A 17,402-nucleotide genomic window follows, 5' to 3' on the forward strand; every position below is an offset into this window, starting at 1 on the left:
TCCTCTTTAATAAAAAAACCTCTCCAACAAAAGAGAAGTTTTAAAGTCTCATCGTTGGTTTCCCCTTTATTTGAGCACCTAATTAAATAGGTTGCTACCACTTCTTTGAGTTATTTTCTCTCTGTGGTTCTTAATAAGAATTATTCAGTTTTCTAAAGTAATAATAACAAATATTTATATGTTTTTGAGTATTAATTCAAATATTTGTTCTGAATCTTTTGTATTTAATAGGTAGTGCTTTTTACCTTTTATTGTTTCTAAATTATACTTTTCTTTATCTAGTTTTGATAAAAGCTTAACTATATTTTTGGAGTTACAATAAAAATCATTATTGGCTATAAGTAATGAAACTTTGCTATTAGATTTATTTATATTTTTCACATTTAATCTATTAGCCTTTTTTCATAGATAATAATCTCTTGTATTTAAAAAGTTATTTGTTGTATTCTCATCTTCCAGTTTCTTAGAAAAATCCTTATCATCGGTTAAATCAGCTCCATTAATTGCGCTTACAAGCTTTGTATCTGCATTAAAAAGAGTTCCTCATCACAATTTCACATAAAACCCAAAAGTCTTTTTGTAGGGACTGTTAAGCCTAAATGAACTTGCAATAATTTTATAAACTTTTTCTTCGTTTGAAAAAAATGAAGCAATAGTTGATCCAAAACCATCTCCTAATAGAACAATCTTTGCTTTTGGATTTATTTCACTTAATTCATCTATTATCTCTTTTAAATCAGAGATTGTTGTACCAAAATGAAACTGATTTTCATATAAATTTTCACCACAATTTCTTTGATCAAAAGATACTAAGGAATAATTAGATTTTTTATTCTTTTTTAATCAAAAATCCATTTTATCAAAATCTTTTCTATTTCTAAATATGTCATGGATACCTATTATTATGTATTCGGAATTTGAATCTATTTCTCCAAATCATCTAAGTTCATATCCGTCACTTGTTTTAAACATTTTCTTTTTAATTAATTCACTTTTAATGACTATTGCTTTTTTAAATTTTAATTTATTAAACTTAACAATTCTAGCCATTAAAGCCAAAGCGAATATAAATAAAAATGTTCCTATTATTGCATAAACTATAATGCTAAGTAAATCTCAAACTGCACTTCCAATTTCCATATAATCACCTTTTCTAATTATAAATAAAAAAAACACTTTTTTTAAAGTGTTTAATATTGTAAATGTATATTAGTCTCCGTGTGATAAATCTAATGCATAAACATCAAATTGTCCCATGAATCAAAATGCGAAGATAACGTTTTGTTTTCTAATAATGAACTCATCGTTACCCATAACGTTTATTGCTTCATATATAACGTTACCAGCATCTTGCTCAAGGTTAATTCTCATACGTTCAAAGTCATAAATTGTAGATCTACCATACATTTCGTTTTTACGTTCAAATTCAACTTCAGTTAAAATTCTTTCGTATGTATCTCTGTATTTTGCAGCTGTTTTAAGTCTTTGTTCTAGACCTCTACAAACATTTTTAACTTCTTTATCTAAAGCAAACAATGCTTCGTGTAAGTTTCTAAGCTTATCATGTCTTTTCATGTCGTCATCTCCTATAAGGTTATTTCTTTAATAACATTATTATACACAATTTTTGTTAAAAATACTATATAAACTACCTATAAGTGATTTATTTAGTTTTTACTGTTTTTGTGCTTTTTTTGCTATTTTTAACTTTTTTCTTGTCTTTATTATTTATTTTGTTTTCCAGAGAAACAATTGATGCGTTATAAGCAGAACTAAATCCAAAAATTATTCCAGCAATTATAAATACAGCAACTATCAATGAAACATAACCAGGCATATTATCTGTTATTCACCCTGTGTTTCTAATATTTAAGAATGGGTATGGTCATATTCATGCGGCTTTTGCAAAACCATAGTTATTATTTCAAGCTAAATAAAGTATTTCTCCCCTTACAACAATAACTAGTGCATAAACAACTGGATATGATAATATTCAAAGTATTTTTTTACTTGTAAATAATTCCTTTGTTGTACCGTAGTTTGATTTTTTATATCAAAATACAAAGTAGAAAATCATACATAGTGGCGCCACTGTGTGTAACATCATATTCATCGCCCATCAAGCAGCATTCATTTCACCACCATCAACAGCTCCATTTTTGTGAACTGTTGGTAACATTAGGAAGTTAAATATTATAAATGTAACAGTAATATAAACTGACACAGCCATTGATCAATAATATGTTGTGAAAGATCCTTTGTCTTCGTTTCCACCCTTTATGAAAACAAGAACAAATCAAATCATTACCAATAAGTTTGATTGGAATGTAAACATACCAAACATAAATCCTAGAGCAGTTGTTAAGTCTCCTCCAACTGCAGTTATTTCACCATTTTTATTAATATACCTTACATATCTTGCAGTTTCTGAACTACCTGATTTATAAACCGTTGAAATAGTGTACATCATTAAGATTACAGTCATCAATGCTATAGCCATTTTGAAGTAGTGTTTTGCTGTTTTTCAGTCAGCCAAACTCATAAAGTTAAATTCTTTTAAGATTACAAATTCAGTATCTTGTGATGGTGAATTTGTTCTGAATTTAATTGTTTCAAATCCTTTTGTTGATAACCAAATTAATGAAGGCATTAGAGCCAATATACCTGAAGATATCGCAATTATCATTAAAGTTTGTGATCAAATTTCTTTGTTTTCACCATTAAAATTTAAAAAACTATAAACTCAAACATTCATTTGGTTTGAGTACTCAGCATCTACTGTTCAAGTAGAATTATATATTTGAGCTCTAAAAATTATAATAACAAAATATATTAATGGGTAAATTGCTCAAAGCAATAAATTTTTAACTGTGTAAATTTTTCTTAAATCATCTGTGATTTTTACATTGTAACCAAAAATGAAGTATGCAATCATAATTGTTGGAATTACCAAGTAAAGAAATGAGTTAACAATTCATCATAAAGTTGATATTTCCATATTATCAAATGCAACTTTATTTATAATTGCATTTGGAATAAATACAATTAAGAATAATAAAATATTAATTGATGATCATGATACTAAAGCTAAAGAAAACTTGTTTCCTGTAAATCATGAATTTTTACCTTCTTCGTTACCCTTTAGAAAGTTTTTGAATAATCAAACAGCAGATAAACATGCTGTTTGTACTGCGAAATATCCAAAGAATAAAGTTAATACTCAAACTACATCATTTCCGGCATAAGTGAATACATCGCCCACTTTTCCTTCTTCATTTTTATTTGTTCACATTCCTCATTTACCAGTTTCTCCCATACCAGGAATTAGGTAATAGCAAAAAACACCTATTAAAATTGCAAAAATAGTAACTGAACCGATCAATTTATAGTATGTTTTTCAATTTTTTCAATCATTTTTATTTAAAAACATTTTAAATCCTCCTATTTTATTTGTAGCCTCTTTATTTCTGTGGCTTTGTTTTTTTCATTAACTTTAATAATTACACCACAAAGTAAACCTTCATTCTCAGAAGGTTTGAATTTTGTTGGTAATCCTGTTTTTTCTTTAAAAATAACTTCTTCTGGATTAGCTCCAATTATTGAGTTAATTGGCCCTGTCATTCCTAAATCAGTTATAAAAGCGGTTCCATTTGGAAGTATTCTTTCATCAGCTGTTTGAACATGCGTGTGAGTTCCTACTAACGCAGTTATTTTTCCATCATAATTTCAGGCAAAAGCAAGCTTTTCTGCACTTGCTTCTGCATGAAAATCAATTATATGAATATCACTTTTATCATCTTTAATTATTTGGTCCATAACTTCATAAGGATTGTTAACATGTTCCATAAAACTTTTTCCCATTAAATTAGATACCCTTATTTTTTTACCATTGAATTCATAAACGTTTGTCCCGATACCGATATTATAAGAATTCATATTTGCCGGTCTTAACAAATCGTCAACTGTTTCTATAAAATCTAATGTCTCTTTTACTTTAAAAATATGATTTCCAGTTGTAATGACATTAACCCCTAAATTCTTAAGAAAATCATAATGATTTTTGTTTATACCTTTACCGTGACTTATGTTTTCTCCATTAACAATTATGAAGTCTATATCTTTTTCTTCAACAATGTTTTTTAAGTGTTTCTCTAAAACATCTCTTCCGGATTTAGAATAAACATCTCCTATTATTAAAAAATTCATTATAGGTTTTTCTCCACTTCCATTACCAATTCTTCAATTGATATATTGTTAGTTTTAGCCTTATCTAAAATATCTTTAATTTTAGTATTTCTGGCTTTTAAATTTAATTTATCTTCTAGATCCATTAAAGAAATTGAAGTTTTATTTACACTATCATAAACAGCATTTCTTGATACCCCAAATTCTTCAGCAATTTCTTGTAATGTTAGATCTTCAAAAAAATAGAGTTCAAAGTATTGTGATTGCTTCTCTGTTAAAAGATTTTTATAGTAATCATATAATTCAGCTAAATCTGCTGTTTTTTGAATATCTTGATTAATCATTTTTACCATCTTCCATAAAGTCTGAAGTTAACTCTCAAATATAATTATCTACATCAAACTCTTCTATATCATTAACAGTTTCTCCTGTACCTATTAACTTAACAGGTATATTTAAAATGTCTTTAATTGCAAGAGCAATTCCACCCTTACTTGTTCCATCCATCTTTGTAAGAACTATACCACTAACATTTGTAGTTTCTGCAAATGCCTTAGCCTGGCTGATTCCATTTTGTCCCGTTTGAGCGTCAATAACCAATAATCTTTCATGTGGACCATCATTCACGCTCTTTTGAATTATTTTAGTCATTTTTTCCAACTCTTTCATTAAGTTGTCTTTATTTTGTAATCTACCCGCTGTATCTATTAATAATAGGTCATAATTTTCTTCATCAGCTTTTTTAATCCCATCAAAAACAACACTTGCAGGATCTTTGGAACCGTTTGTTGATTTTATTAAATCAACATTTGTAAGCCTTTTATCACACCACTCTTGCAATTGTTCTACTGCCCCGGCTCTAAAAGTATCGGCAGCTGCAATAAGTACTTTTTTGCCCATTGCAGAATAATAATTGGCTATTTTAGCAATACTAGTTGTTTTTCCTACACCATTTACCCCAACCATTATGAATACATTTAATCTATTATCTTTATAGTTTAATTCTGTTTTAAATTTACCACTATCTGTATATGTGTCATAAATTTCTTCAACCAATATTTCCTTTATTTCATTAAATGAGTGTTTTGGTTTTGCTTTTTTTTGAACTCCATTTGATATTTCCAATACCATTTTCATTCCCATATCTGTTTTTATTAAAATATTTTCCAACTCTTCAAAAAAGTCTGAATTGGGTTCTTTATAATTTTTACTTAATTTTTTAATATCATTTGAAAAAGTTAAAGTGTTTTTGTGGTCCTTTTTATGTTTTTTTTGCACTTTTTTAATTTCTCTTCTTTGTTTTAAATTATTTCAAAATCCCATAAAAGTTCCTCATTTCTCTTTATTAATTGTATAATAAATTTAATATATTATGAATATATTAATGTGTGAGGGGATAATTATGAAGAAGATGTTATCAGTATGACTTTCATTAGGTCTTACTGTATCAGGGGCCATGAGTACGGCTATTAAAAATGAAAATAAGGTATCAAGTAAATATTCTAGATACTTAACATCAATGGATGATTTTTTATACTATAAAACATTAAATAGAAGCAATGTTGCTAATTTAAGCGAAGAAGAAGTTAAAGAATTATTGAAAGAAACTTTTTATTCTGATTCATTAGGGAAAGAAATTTTTAATAATTTGGATAATGAGATTATTTCTTTAGAAAACGGTGAATTGACAGTATTATTTAAAGATAAAGAAAGATCAAGTTTACTTAAAGAAAAGATCATTCTTCAATTTAATTTAGTTTCTTATAACTATGATAATATTGATGAATTTACATTTGTTATAAACAAATTCTTAGAATATAATCCAGTAGTTTTAAGTAAAAATAACTATATACAAATTGAAATTGAAGATCTACTTAAAGAAAAGTTCAAAACAATATTTGATACATATGCAGCAAATCAATTATATTTAGATGATATTGATGAATTTTGAGAATTTATTGATTTTGAGCAATTAGAAAATAATAAACATAATGTTTTAAATTCAAATTTCTTAAACGACAAAAAAATAGTCTTTAATTTTTTAAGAGATTCGGAATCTTTTTCAAATAATAATTTTGATAAATATGTAAACTTTTCAGTAAATGAAAATATATTTAAAAAGGAAATATTTAATTGAATTAAAAAACATTCTTTCTTTAAAAGTGATGTAAAAAATTATGATGATATTTTTAAAATCGAAAATATCAGTGAAAATAAAATTACAATTTCGCTTTCAAATAAAACATTCACAAAAGCCAAATTAATAACTCTAAATAAAATAAAATAAAAAGAACTTTAAAAGTTCTTTTTATTTTTTGGGTTCTAAGTCATTAATTATTGTTTCTTGTAATTCTTCAAACTTACCTGTCCTAATGAACTGAAGTGTTTCTTCAATATTAATTAAACATTCCCCGGCTCTTTCAAGGTTTTTTAATTGTCTTACAATTGTAATTATTTTTTTTGATTCTTTTTCATTTTTAGCCTCAAAATTTCTTGTAGCCAAAATATTTGATAAGTTTGAAAACTCAACACTTAATTGTTCTTCGGTTTTTAAAACTTTTTGATGTTGATCATTATCATAGTTTTCAATCAACGCTGAAACAATATTCAACATAGTGTTTACAAGGTCAAACATTTTTGAAATATATTCTATTTCAATTGGTTCTGGATTATATTTTATAGTAAAAACACATATGTGTTTTGCAACGTCAGCAATTCTTTCAATTTCACGACTGACCAAAACTCCACCAACAGCTAATCTTAAATCACCTGCAACCATTTGTTGTTTTGCAATTTTTCATAGAGCCATCTTTGTAAAGCTATTTTGTAGGTCATTAATTTTTAAGTCAGCATCAACAACTTCTTGTGCCAAATCCAAATTTTGAGATTTTAAAGATTCAAATGTATTAGCGTACTGAGATTTTGTTGCTTCAACTAATCTAATAAGTTCGCGTTTAATAGATTTAATATCGTTATCTAGTATTTTATTGTATGACATCTCTATTCCCCCTATCCGAATCTTCCTGAAATATAATCTTCTGTCTTTTGATTTTTTGGATTTGTAAATATTTTTTTAGTTCTATCGTGTTCAATTAATTCTCCTTGTAAGAAGAATGCAGTATAATCACTTACCCTAGTTGCTTGAGCCATTGAGTGGGTAACTATTACTATTGTATATTCATTTTTCAATTTTAAAATAAGTTCTTCAACTTTCAATGTTGCAATTGGATCAAGCGCACTTGTTGGTTCATCCATTAATAAAATTTTTGGTCTCATGGCAATCGCTCTTGCTATACATAATCTTTGTTGTTGACCCCCACTCAATCCAAGAGCAGAATCTTTAAGATAATCTTTTACATCTTCTCAAAGCGCTGCTTTTTTTAATGAGTCCTCCACAATTTGATTTAAAGCATTTTTATCTGTGATACCTTGATTTCTTGGTCCGAATGCAACATTATCGTAAATCGACATTGGAAATGGATTAGCTTTTTGGAAAACCATCCCTACTTCTGTTCTTAATTTAACAACATCAGTTCCCTTTTCGTAAACATCTTTGCCATGAACTTTAATTTCTCCATCAATTGCAATGTTATCTACAAGATCATTCATTCTATTTATTGATCTTAATAAAGTTGATTTACCACAACCAGAAGGACCAATAAATGCAGTAACTGTATTTTCCTTAACTGACATATTTATATTAAATAAAGCTTGTTTATTCCCACCATGGTAATAGAAATTAAAGTTTTCAATTTCTATTACATTCGGCCTTTGTTTTAAAGGTAATTTTTTTGGTTTTTGAAATATTTTTTCTTCTGATAAAAGTTCTAACTCACCAGTAGAATTGTTTTCGTTTTCTAATGTTTTATCTACAGCCATTTTTTTAATCCTCCTTTTCCTTAACATTAATTTTAATGTCTTTTTTAGAATTATTTTTTGCCTCTTCTTTAATAGTTTTTATAACATTATTTCTTGTTTTAGCATTTTTAAAGTGAATTTTCATTTTTTTAAAATTAAATAATGAAGATCATTTTTTATAGATTGATATGGTGTCTTTCTTAGTTTTTTTATAAGCTTTTTCAATATTTGTTCAAGTAAAAATTGAAATAAACGCTTTTATTTTAACTTTGAATGGCACTTTTTTATGTATTGGATTTAATTTAACTCCAATATATTTACTTAAGAAGTTTAGTCCTAAAACTAAAAATATTGTTACTAATGCAATTTGATAAGCAACACCAAGTGTGTGTGGGTCATTACCCTCTGATGCCATCATGTATATTTGTGTTGTTAAGGTTGCACCAGAAGAGAAGAAACCTTCTGTTGGCATTCTTACAGATGTACCTAATGTTAGATAAACCGGAGCTGATTCACCAATGATTCTAGCAACAGCTAGAATAGTTCCTGTAACCAAACCTTTAGTTGCATTTGGGATGATAACTTTAAATAGCACACCAGTTCTAGTCATTCCCATCCCATAAGCAGCTTCTTTATAAAGTTGAGGAACAGATGTTATAGAGTCTTCAAACGCAGTGATCATTGAAGGTAATATAACCATTGTCATTGTCAAACTTGCAGCAAAAACAGACATAGGTATTCCCATTGCTACAACAAATAAACTCAGACCAAATACCCCAAAAACAATACTTGGAGTTGATGCAAGAACATTAATTGCAAATCTAATGATTTTTGCAAATTTGCTATCCTTATGAGCATATTCTGCTAAATAAATAGCAACAGTTAATGCTAGAGGTATTGCAAAGATTATTGTTGCCAATACAAGTAATACCGTTGTAAAGATTAGTGCAAAGATACCACTTCTTTGACCCTCAATTTCAACAAAGGCACCAGGATCAAATCCACCAATCCCCTTAATTGTAACTGTTAATAATATTCAACTTGTAAATGCAACAATTATTGCAGTGGAACTTATCATAAAGAAGTTTAATATAGCACTTTCGGCTTTTTTGCCAAATCTTTTTTCAGTATATGTTTGAACTAAAATGTTCAAGTTATAACTATCATATTCATATTCATTTTGTTTTATTTTAACTTTTTTGTGTTTTACTTTTTTGATTGATTTTGATTTTTTCTTATTTATATTACCAATAGCAATAATTAGTAAGTTTATAATAATAACAATAAAGAATAAAACCATACCAATTGCATACAATGCAGATTCATGAATGTTTCCATGGTTTTCTAACATTTCTAAACCAATTGTTCCTGCAAGAGTTCTAATTGAAGAGAATATAAATCCAAAAAAACCATCATCTGTGTTCAATCCTTTTGAAGAGTTACCTGCAATTAAAATAACTGCCATTGTTTCTCCAATAATTCTAGCCACACCAGTAATGATTGCAGTAATAATTTTAGGCATAGCAGATACAAGAACTACTCCAAAAGTTGTCTTTTCTTTTGTCATACCCAATCCCAATGAAGCATATCTGTGTCCCTCGGGAACGGCTTCAATAGCATTAATTGATAGAGTTATCATTGTTGGCAGAGCCATGAAAGCAAGAGTAAAACTTGCAGTCATCATGTTTCCACTTGATGGAGCACCCATAGCAACAAATATAGGACCTATTTGATCCAAGGCAAATAAACCAAACACAACTGATGGAATACCTGCTAATAATTGGATTACTGTTACTACAAATTTTTTAGTTTTATTTTTTAAATATTCAGTAATAAATAATGAACTAAATATTGTTAAAGGAATAGAAAATAATAAAGTTATAAATAGCATCACAAGAGTTGATAAAATAATTTTCCCCAACCCATAACTTGCGCCAGCTTCTCCATCTCTCCCCGGCTTTCATTCACCAGAAAACAAGAATTTAAAGAATGAGAATTCACTAAATACAGGAACTGCTTTGTAAAGAATAAATCCAACCAATATTGCCAAAATCATTAAAACAACAGTTGTAACAAATATAATGGAGAACTTAGTTGATAAGTCCACTTTTGAAGTCTTTGCCTTAGGAAGACTTTTTGCATTATTTTTAAGCATAAGTACCCCCATTTTTGTTTAGAGACTGGAATTTCATTTCTTTTACTAAACCTTCACTTTTAAATACATCATCAGAGTCTTTGCTAGCAATGTAATCAAACAACTCTACCAAAGCATCTAAATTTTTATTGTATAAATTGAATATTGAAATGAAAGGTCTTTTAAAAGTATATTTTTCTCTAATGAATTCATCACTCGATAATTCTGATGGTCATCAAAAGAAATCATTTACTTCTTTAGGCTTTCCATCTTGTCCTATGCCTAATTTCATACCATCAATTCCAGCCAATTTAATTGGACCTTCATCAGATAATTGTGTTAAAAATGCATTTGATACATATCCAAGACTTGGTGCTCTTTGCATATTTTCAATCATAGAACCATTTGAATTAACAACATTAGAAGAAGACATGTCTTTTATACCCGTTAAATCAGAGAAAGCAGACCTTGTTCCAGATCCATCTTCTCTAGTAAAAGTTACTAGTTTAGTTCCTGGTTGTCTATCTATCAACGCTTTGAATGCATTGTAGGTAGACTTGCTTTCTTCCTTATTTAAAGGTTCTATTAAAACATAAGCTATGTCTTTTCATTGTTTTTTACCACTATAGATATCTGCTAAAAGAGTTTTTCCAGTTCCGTTTGAATCAGATATTTTAAAATCAGCCAAATCGTTAAGAGTTAGTGATAATCCATTATAATCAATTTTTTCATTTCAATAGTCTGGGGCATTATAAATAATACCTATTGCATCAATTGCAAATTCTAACGCTACATATGATTCTCTTTTAGAAACACTACTATCTTTTTGTATTAACTCCGAATCATATCCACATCTTGTAATAGTTGGTGTAGACCCGCTATTTTCTTCTCCACACAAATCTAAAAAGTCATTACCTTTACTCAAAGTAGCACTATTTATATCTTTAGAAATAAATCCAGCTGCATACATTTCTTTTTCTACACCACCAACACCAGCTTGACTACCTGTTGAGTTGTAAATAAAATCATTTGCATGTTCATCTGATTCATAGTATTTTTTTGTAAGTTTTTGCATGAACGGATTCACACTAGTACTACCACCTAAAGTGATTGAATTCTTTGGTACTGCGGCACTTCATATTCATAGACCTAATACTACCGATATGAAAATCAATAATATTATGCTTATTTTCTTACTCATAATTTTCTCCTAGCTAAATGCTAATTTGTGTTTGATAATTTTTTTGCTTCAACTAATTTAATTTGAACAAGCTTGGTAATACCTTTTTGTTCCATTGTAGCTCCAAATAATGTATCACAGTTTTCCATTGTACCCATTCTGTGAGTGACAATCATGAATTGTGTATTTGTTGTAAATGTTTTGATATATTTTGCAAAACGTTCCACATTAGCAATATCCAGCGGTGCTTCAACCTCATCCAAAATTACTAATGGAATTGGTTTTACTTTTAATATTGAAAATAACACTGACAATGCAACCATTGATTTTTCCCCACCACTCAATAAATTTAAGTTGGCAATTTTTTTACCTGGAGGAGACATTTTTAAATCAATACCTGTATTTAAAATATCGTCTGGATTAGTATAAATTATAGATGCAGTTCCACCACCAAATAATGTGGCAAAAGTATCTGGTAATACGGCATTAACATCTTTGATAATTTTTTTAAATTGAATTATCATTTGTTGATCCATATCACCAATTGCATCTTTTAAGTTTTTAATTGATTCAAGTACATCCTGAGTTTGTTCAACATATGTTTGATATCTTGAATTTTCTTCTTCGTACTCTTCAATTGAATCTAAGTTAACATTACCTAATGAATTAATTTCTTTTCTCAAGTAATTAATTCTATCTCTAACTTCGCTTTCTGTTTCATTGACATTAGTATTTAATTCTAATGCAGCTTCATAAGTTAGGCTATAATTTTGAGCCAATCTCGCTGTTGCATTTGATTGTTTCTCAAACATTAAAGTTCCATCAGAATTCAGGTTTGAATATTTATCTTTCAATGAATTCAACATTCCTCTATCTTCATTAATAATTGAGTTCAAATTGTTTTGCCTCTCGTTTGATTTATCTTTAAGAGATCTAATAACATTAATTTGTTGTTGTACTTCATCTTTTTTTGTTTCTTGTTCAGAAATTTCAGAAATTATTTTAATAATTTGTTCATCAACAGATTGGAACTCTTGTTCTCCACCATTTAATTCTTTTCCTGTAATAACTCTAAATTCTTCTTTAATCTCATTTGATTCACGTTCAATTAATTCAGATGAGTGTCTTGAAGCTCCGATAGCTGTCTGAATTTCAGCCAGCTCTTCACGAAGAACCTCAATTTCGTCACTTAATGAACCAACTTCTTTTGACATTAAATTTTCTCTTTCATCAAGTTCTTTTTTAATGTTTTCTAAATCTTGAATTTGATTTGAGTCATTTAAAATAACACTTTTATTTTTTCTACTTCCCCCAACTATAGCTCCGTGAGGCAAGATTCTTTGACCATCCAATGTTACAATGTGATATCTCTTGTTTGTAACTTTTGAAAGTTCAATAGCATCATCATAATTTTCAACAACTAAATAGTTTGATAATAAGTAATCTAATACTACTTGATATTTTTTTTCTATTTTTACAATTTCATTTCCAAAACCAACAAATCCTTTTGATTTTTGAATAATAAATCTTGTTTCATTGTTTATAAAACTTGGTTTTAAGTTATCTAAAGGTAAGAAAGTAGCGTGACCAGCCTTATTATTTTTTAAGAATTCAATTGCAACTTTAACATCACTTGTCGATTTCATAATAATGTTTTGTAATCCGCTTTGAATAACAGTTGAAATAGCAATTTCATATTCCTTTTCAACAACTATTAAGTCTTGAACGGTTCCAACTATCCCTGAAAGTGAGTTTTTATTTTCAAGAACATTTTTAACCCCTTCAAACAAGTTATCCATAGAGTTTTTTCTTGCCAATAAAGTTTCTAAACTAGATTCTGTTTTTGCAAGTTGCTTTCTAATTCCATCTAATTCTTGGTTAAGTTTGAAACGTTTACCACTAGCAGCTTCAAGCTTCTCTCTTTTCTCAACTTTATCATTTAATAACTTTGCAAGCTTTTGTTCTTCAGCTTCCAATCTGATTTCTAATTCCTTAGATTTGTTTTTTAAATCAGAAGATTTAAATTCTTTATCATCTATATCAACTTTGCTTTTTTTAGATTCTAATGTAATTCTAGAAACTTTTAATTCACTTATTTTTTCAACAATTTTAGTAAATTCTTTATTTAATTTTGATAATTCTTTTTCACTATTATAGTTCGATTGAGAAATTCCATTAAATTCTTCACTCTTTTTGCTAATTTCTTTTTCAAGTGAACTTATTTGAATTTTTAATTCAGTTTTTTGTTCATTTAATTCAATTATTTTTTGCTTGTATAATTTAATATCATTCACCAAAACTGAAACTTCAATTTTTTTAAGCTCATCAAAAAGTTCTTTATATGAAATAGCCTTTTTAGACTGTCTTTTTAAAGTTGGTAATTTTCTTTCAATTTCATTTATTATGTCGTTTAATCTGTCTAGATTTTCTTGAGATCTTACAAGTTTTCTAATAGCTTCTTCTTTTCTTTTTTTATAGCGAGCAACTCCCGCTGCTTCATCAAAAAGCCTTCTTCTATCTTCTGGTTTTGATTCAACAAAGTTACTAATAGAACCTTGAGAAATAATTGCTAAACTTGATTTTGTTAATCCAGTTTCTAAAGCAACATCTTGAATATCTTTCAAACGAACTCTACTTCCGTTTATAAAGTATTCTGATTCTTTAGTTAATCTAAAAAATTTTCTTGTAATTGATACTTCATTATAATCTAGTGAGCTAAAAGCTCTAGTGCTGTTGTCGAATACAAGGGTAACTTCTGCCATATTTAATGGTTTCTTTTCACTACTTCCTGAAAATACAATGTCATCCATTGAATCACCACGTAATGATTTATATGATTGTTCTCCAAGACATCACATGATAGCGTCGTTTATGTTAGACTTACCACTACCATTAGGACCCACAATCCCTGTCATTGAAAAATCAAAATTTAAAGTAGTTGGTTCAGCAAATGATTTGAACCCATACGCTTCAATTTTTTTTAAGAATATCATTGTTTTTTTACCTCGTGTAATCGTATATAGCCGTCCTATATAACAAAATCATTATATAGATTTAATTGCATGAGTACAATTTTTTTCAATTATTAAAAAAACAAAAAACCCTTTATTAATAGGGTTCTAAAGCCTTTATTTATTTTTTTTAATTTTAGACAAAGCATTCTTTGCAGCCTCTTGTTCGGCTTGCTTTTTATTGCTTCCTTCGCCAGTTCCAAAAACCATCCCATCCAGAATAGCATTAACTGTAAATGAAGTAGTGTTATCTTTAAATTTTTTGCTATCTATTGTTACGTATTTTAACTCGCTTCTCATCTCCAACTGAATTAACTCTTGTAATTCAGATTTAAAATCATGTGATTTATCAAGGAATTGATCTATTACAAAACTACTAAAAATAGTTTTTTCCAATCATTCACTTAAAACTTCTTCGCTTTGATCTAAATAAATAGCTGCGGTAATTGATTCAAAAATATCTGATAAAATAGAATCCTTTTCATATCCTTTTGATTCAAGTTCTCCAACACCTAATCTAATGAATTTGCCTAACCCAATTTTTCTAGAAAGTTCAGCTAAAGTTGATTGTTTAACTATAGAACTTCTATATTTAGTTAATAGCCCCTCATTTGATTTAGGAAACATTTTATAAAGGCGATCACTGACTCTTAACTGCAAAATTGCATCTCCCAAAAATTCCAATCTTTGGTAGTTTTTAGCAAGTCTATTTTCATTTGAAAAAGAGTTATGAGTTAAAGCTTCATAATAGTAATTTTTTTCTTTAACCTCTATTGAAAATTCTTTCAATAGAAAACTTCTTATATCCATTATTCAACCAAAGCCTTTTTAACTTTATTAACAACGTCATTTTTAATTGCATTGTAAGTCATTTTTAAAGTTGCATAAAAAGCAGTCTTATCACTTGAACCATGAGATTTAAATGCAATGCTGTTTGCACCCAATAAAATAGCTCCGGCATGATTTTTATAATCAAATTTTGCAGCCACTTCTTTAAATGCTTTTTTTAGTCTTAATGCAGCTAATTTTCTAAATAAAGTTTTTGTTATTGCCGATTTAATTTCGTTTAATAAAGTTTTACCCATACCTTCAAGTGCTTTCAAAGCAATATTTCCTGAATATCCATCAGTTACTATAATATCCACTTGTCCATTTACTAAGTATCGTGATTCCAGGTTACCAACAAAATTAATTTCTTTGTTTGCTTCTAATAGTTTATATGCCTCTTTATGAAGTTCTAAACCTTTTGATTTTTCTTCTCCAATGTTTAATAATGCAACAGTTGGATTTTTAATACCTTTAACAGCTTTTGAGTAGGCTGTTGCCATTATTGCAAAGTTTACTAAATCTTCTGGATCACATTCTAAATTTGCCCCTACGTCTAGTAAAAGCGTTGTTTTATCTTTCACATTTGTTGGGATAACTGGCATAAAGCCAGGTCTTTCGATACCATCCATTTTTTTGATAATAAAATGGCATCCAGCTATAAACGGAGCAGTTGCACCACCCGTTGTTATGCCGTGCGCTTTTCCGTCTCTAACCAATTCAAGTGCTCTTACCATACTTGAATCTTTTTTTCTTCTGATATCCATAATGCCATCAGTCATTTCAATAACCTCAGTGGCATTTTTAATTTCTACTTGATCTGGATTGTGCTTTCTAGATGAAAGTTCTTTTTTTAAAGCTTCTTCATTACCTACAAAAATTATTTTTAAATCTTTTTGCTCACCTAAAAGTTTAATTGCAGCATCTACTGCTGGAATTAAACCATTATCCGAACCCATAACGTCAAACGCTATTACTTTATATTCCATTTTGATTTTCTCCTATTACTTAGAGATTATATCTACAATTGCAATTTAAAGCAAATAATAGTGAAACCGATAGTTTAAAAATAAAAAAATGATTTTTTAAAATCATTTTTTTATTTTTAAAAATTTATAAGCTTTATTATTTTTTAATAAGCATATTAAATGTTCCGCTGGCATCACTTGAGTTAAATGATACATAAAAATATTCATCTTTTACCATTTCATTATTTGAAATGATTTCTCCCATTTCATAAACTCCATTATTGTTTATAGCTTTATAAACATTTAAAGCATTTGCATTTGAAATTTTTACATTTAATACTAAATTAATATAGTCAATTGCGTTTTTATTTAAATTATTTGGTTGATAATTGAACATTTCAATTACTTGACTTGCTAAAAAGTCAATACCCAAGTTTGGAAGACTTATATTTGAATTAAATTCTATATCAGTATAGTCTATTGATTCAGAAATTGTATATTCTGTATCAAATACCATGTTATATCCTGGTTTTATTTGGAAATCAGCAAGTGATTGTAGTCTTTGGTAACCATAAAGATCTTCTTTAACCATTTCTCCATCAGCTATTGCTTCATACCCAATTGCATATGTATAGTTTCCTCAATTATCTAATTTTGCAACTGTAACATTCATGTTTAGTACCTCATATTCATTTGCATTAATAAGCTTTGCAAGTTGTCTTCCAACTTGTAAAGACCCATCAAATGAAATTCCAGGTAATCTAGTAATACTGTTTGTTATTTTAAAGTTAGTTACGTTGTTTTCTTTATTAAAAGCCCTTTGTTGGTCTATAGCTTTTATTAGGACTTCTTTGTAATCGTGAGTTGAAGGAACTATTTTTCCATCACTGTCAAAGTGTTTTGAATTATCAACATTAATTCTAATAATTCCTTGCTCAACACTTTTTGAACTAATTTCTCTTGTTTGCTCATTCATCACAATAACTGGTGTGATTGCAGAAGTAGAAACCCCTAAAGTTCCTATAAGACTTAAAAGTTTTAACATATACTTTTTTCCTTTCTTTCACTTACCCACCCTACCACCTTTAAAAATGTAAGTATATTATTATTTTAATGTTTTATAATAGTTGACATATCAAAAATAGTATTCAAAGGTCAATTAATTAGGTGATTTATAATTAAAAATTTATTTTAAGTTGATATAAAAATTTTTACAATTTCTAATAATTGTTAAAAATAAA

15 protein-coding genes and 1 riboswitch are annotated in these 17,402 nt (G+C 28.2%); of the genes, 1 reads left to right on the forward strand and 14 read right to left on the reverse strand.

All coding sequences use genetic code 4. From position 1 onward, the window contains the following. Positions 1–45: 45 nt before the first annotated feature. Positions 46–140, reverse strand: a riboswitch (SAM riboswitch). Positions 141–174: 34 nt separating this feature from the next. The 6 genes from SMONO_RS03315 to ftsY form a co-directional block, all read right to left on the reverse strand. Continuing rightward, positions 175–1,140 (reverse strand): serine aminopeptidase domain-containing protein, encoded by a 966-nt coding sequence (locus SMONO_RS03315; RefSeq protein ID WP_101780930.1) that lies wholly within the window; start codon positions 1,138–1,140, stop codon positions 175–177. Between the two features lie 69 nt (positions 1,141–1,209). Beyond that, a complete protein-coding gene (locus SMONO_RS03320) occupies positions 1,210–1,575 on the reverse strand; it encodes a hypothetical protein (protein WP_101780931.1) in 366 nt (121 codons plus the stop codon). Positions 1,576–1,663: 88 nt separating this feature from the next. Then, positions 1,664–3,430, reverse strand: a complete 1,767-nt coding sequence (locus SMONO_RS03325) for a Pr6Pr family membrane protein (RefSeq protein ID WP_101780932.1) — start codon at positions 3,428–3,430, stop codon at positions 1,664–1,666. A gap of 11 nt (positions 3,431–3,441) precedes the next feature. After that, a complete protein-coding gene (locus SMONO_RS03330; protein ID WP_101780933.1) occupies positions 3,442–4,206 on the reverse strand; it encodes a TIGR00282 family metallophosphoesterase in 765 nt (254 codons plus the stop codon). Beyond that, on the reverse strand, positions 4,206–4,529 hold the full coding sequence (gene ylxM / locus SMONO_RS03335; RefSeq protein WP_158637909.1) for a YlxM family DNA-binding protein: 324 nt from the start codon (positions 4,527–4,529) through the stop codon (positions 4,206–4,208). The genes SMONO_RS03330 and ylxM overlap by 1 nt, the downstream gene beginning before the upstream one ends. Beyond that, positions 4,522–5,508 carry a signal recognition particle-docking protein FtsY gene (ftsY, locus tag SMONO_RS03340; RefSeq protein ID WP_101780935.1) on the reverse strand — a complete coding sequence of 329 codons (987 nt, stop codon included), beginning with the start codon at positions 5,506–5,508 and terminating at the stop codon, positions 4,522–4,524. The genes ylxM and ftsY overlap by 8 nt, the downstream gene beginning before the upstream one ends. A 79-nt stretch (positions 5,509–5,587) precedes the next feature. Between ftsY and SMONO_RS03345 the strand changes: the two genes are divergently transcribed. Next, positions 5,588–6,472 (forward strand): hypothetical protein, encoded by an 885-nt coding sequence (locus SMONO_RS03345; RefSeq protein WP_101780936.1) that lies wholly within the window; start codon positions 5,588–5,590, stop codon positions 6,470–6,472. Between the two features lie 21 nt (positions 6,473–6,493). Here SMONO_RS03345 and phoU read toward each other — a convergent pair whose 3' ends face one another. The 8 genes from phoU to SMONO_RS03385 form a co-directional block, all read right to left on the reverse strand. Continuing rightward, positions 6,494–7,183, reverse strand: a complete 690-nt coding sequence (gene phoU, locus SMONO_RS03350; RefSeq protein ID WP_101780937.1) for a phosphate signaling complex protein PhoU — start codon at positions 7,181–7,183, stop codon at positions 6,494–6,496. Between the two features lie 11 nt (positions 7,184–7,194). Continuing rightward, positions 7,195–8,064, reverse strand: coding sequence for a phosphate ABC transporter ATP-binding protein PstB (gene pstB / locus SMONO_RS03355; protein WP_101780938.1), 870 nt, complete (start codon positions 8,062–8,064; stop codon positions 7,195–7,197). 4 nt (positions 8,065–8,068) lie between these two features. Beyond that, entirely contained in the window at positions 8,069–10,198 is a 2,130-nt protein-coding gene (gene pstA, locus SMONO_RS03360) for a phosphate ABC transporter permease PstA (RefSeq protein WP_158637910.1), read from the reverse strand. Further along, a complete protein-coding gene (ptsS, locus tag SMONO_RS03365) occupies positions 10,191–11,378 on the reverse strand; it encodes a phosphate ABC transporter substrate-binding protein (RefSeq protein ID WP_158637911.1) in 1,188 nt (395 codons plus the stop codon). Before ptsS ends, pstA begins: the two co-directional genes overlap by 8 nt. 20 nt (positions 11,379–11,398) lie before the next feature. Further along, positions 11,399–14,350, reverse strand: a complete 2,952-nt coding sequence (locus SMONO_RS03370; protein ID WP_101780941.1) for a chromosome segregation protein SMC — start codon at positions 14,348–14,350, stop codon at positions 11,399–11,401. 135 nt (positions 14,351–14,485) lie between these two features. Further along, positions 14,486–15,178: a ribonuclease III gene (gene rnc / locus SMONO_RS03375; RefSeq protein ID WP_101780942.1), complete on the reverse strand. Its 693-nt coding sequence runs from the start codon at positions 15,176–15,178 to the stop codon at positions 14,486–14,488. Further along, complete coding sequence (gene plsX, locus SMONO_RS03380) at positions 15,178–16,182, reverse strand: phosphate acyltransferase PlsX (RefSeq protein WP_101780943.1); 1,005 nt, start codon at positions 16,180–16,182, stop codon at positions 15,178–15,180. Before plsX ends, rnc begins: the two co-directional genes overlap by 1 nt. 136 nt (positions 16,183–16,318) lie before the next feature. After that, entirely contained in the window at positions 16,319–17,206 is an 888-nt protein-coding gene (locus SMONO_RS03385) for a hypothetical protein (RefSeq protein ID WP_101780944.1), read from the reverse strand. Between the last annotated feature and the right edge of the window lie 196 nt (positions 17,207–17,402).

It is taken from the genome of Spiroplasma monobiae MQ-1 (genome assembly GCF_002865545.1).
Taxonomy (GTDB): domain Bacteria; phylum Bacillota_I; class Bacilli_A; order Mycoplasmatales; family Mycoplasmataceae; genus Spiroplasma_A; species Spiroplasma_A monobiae.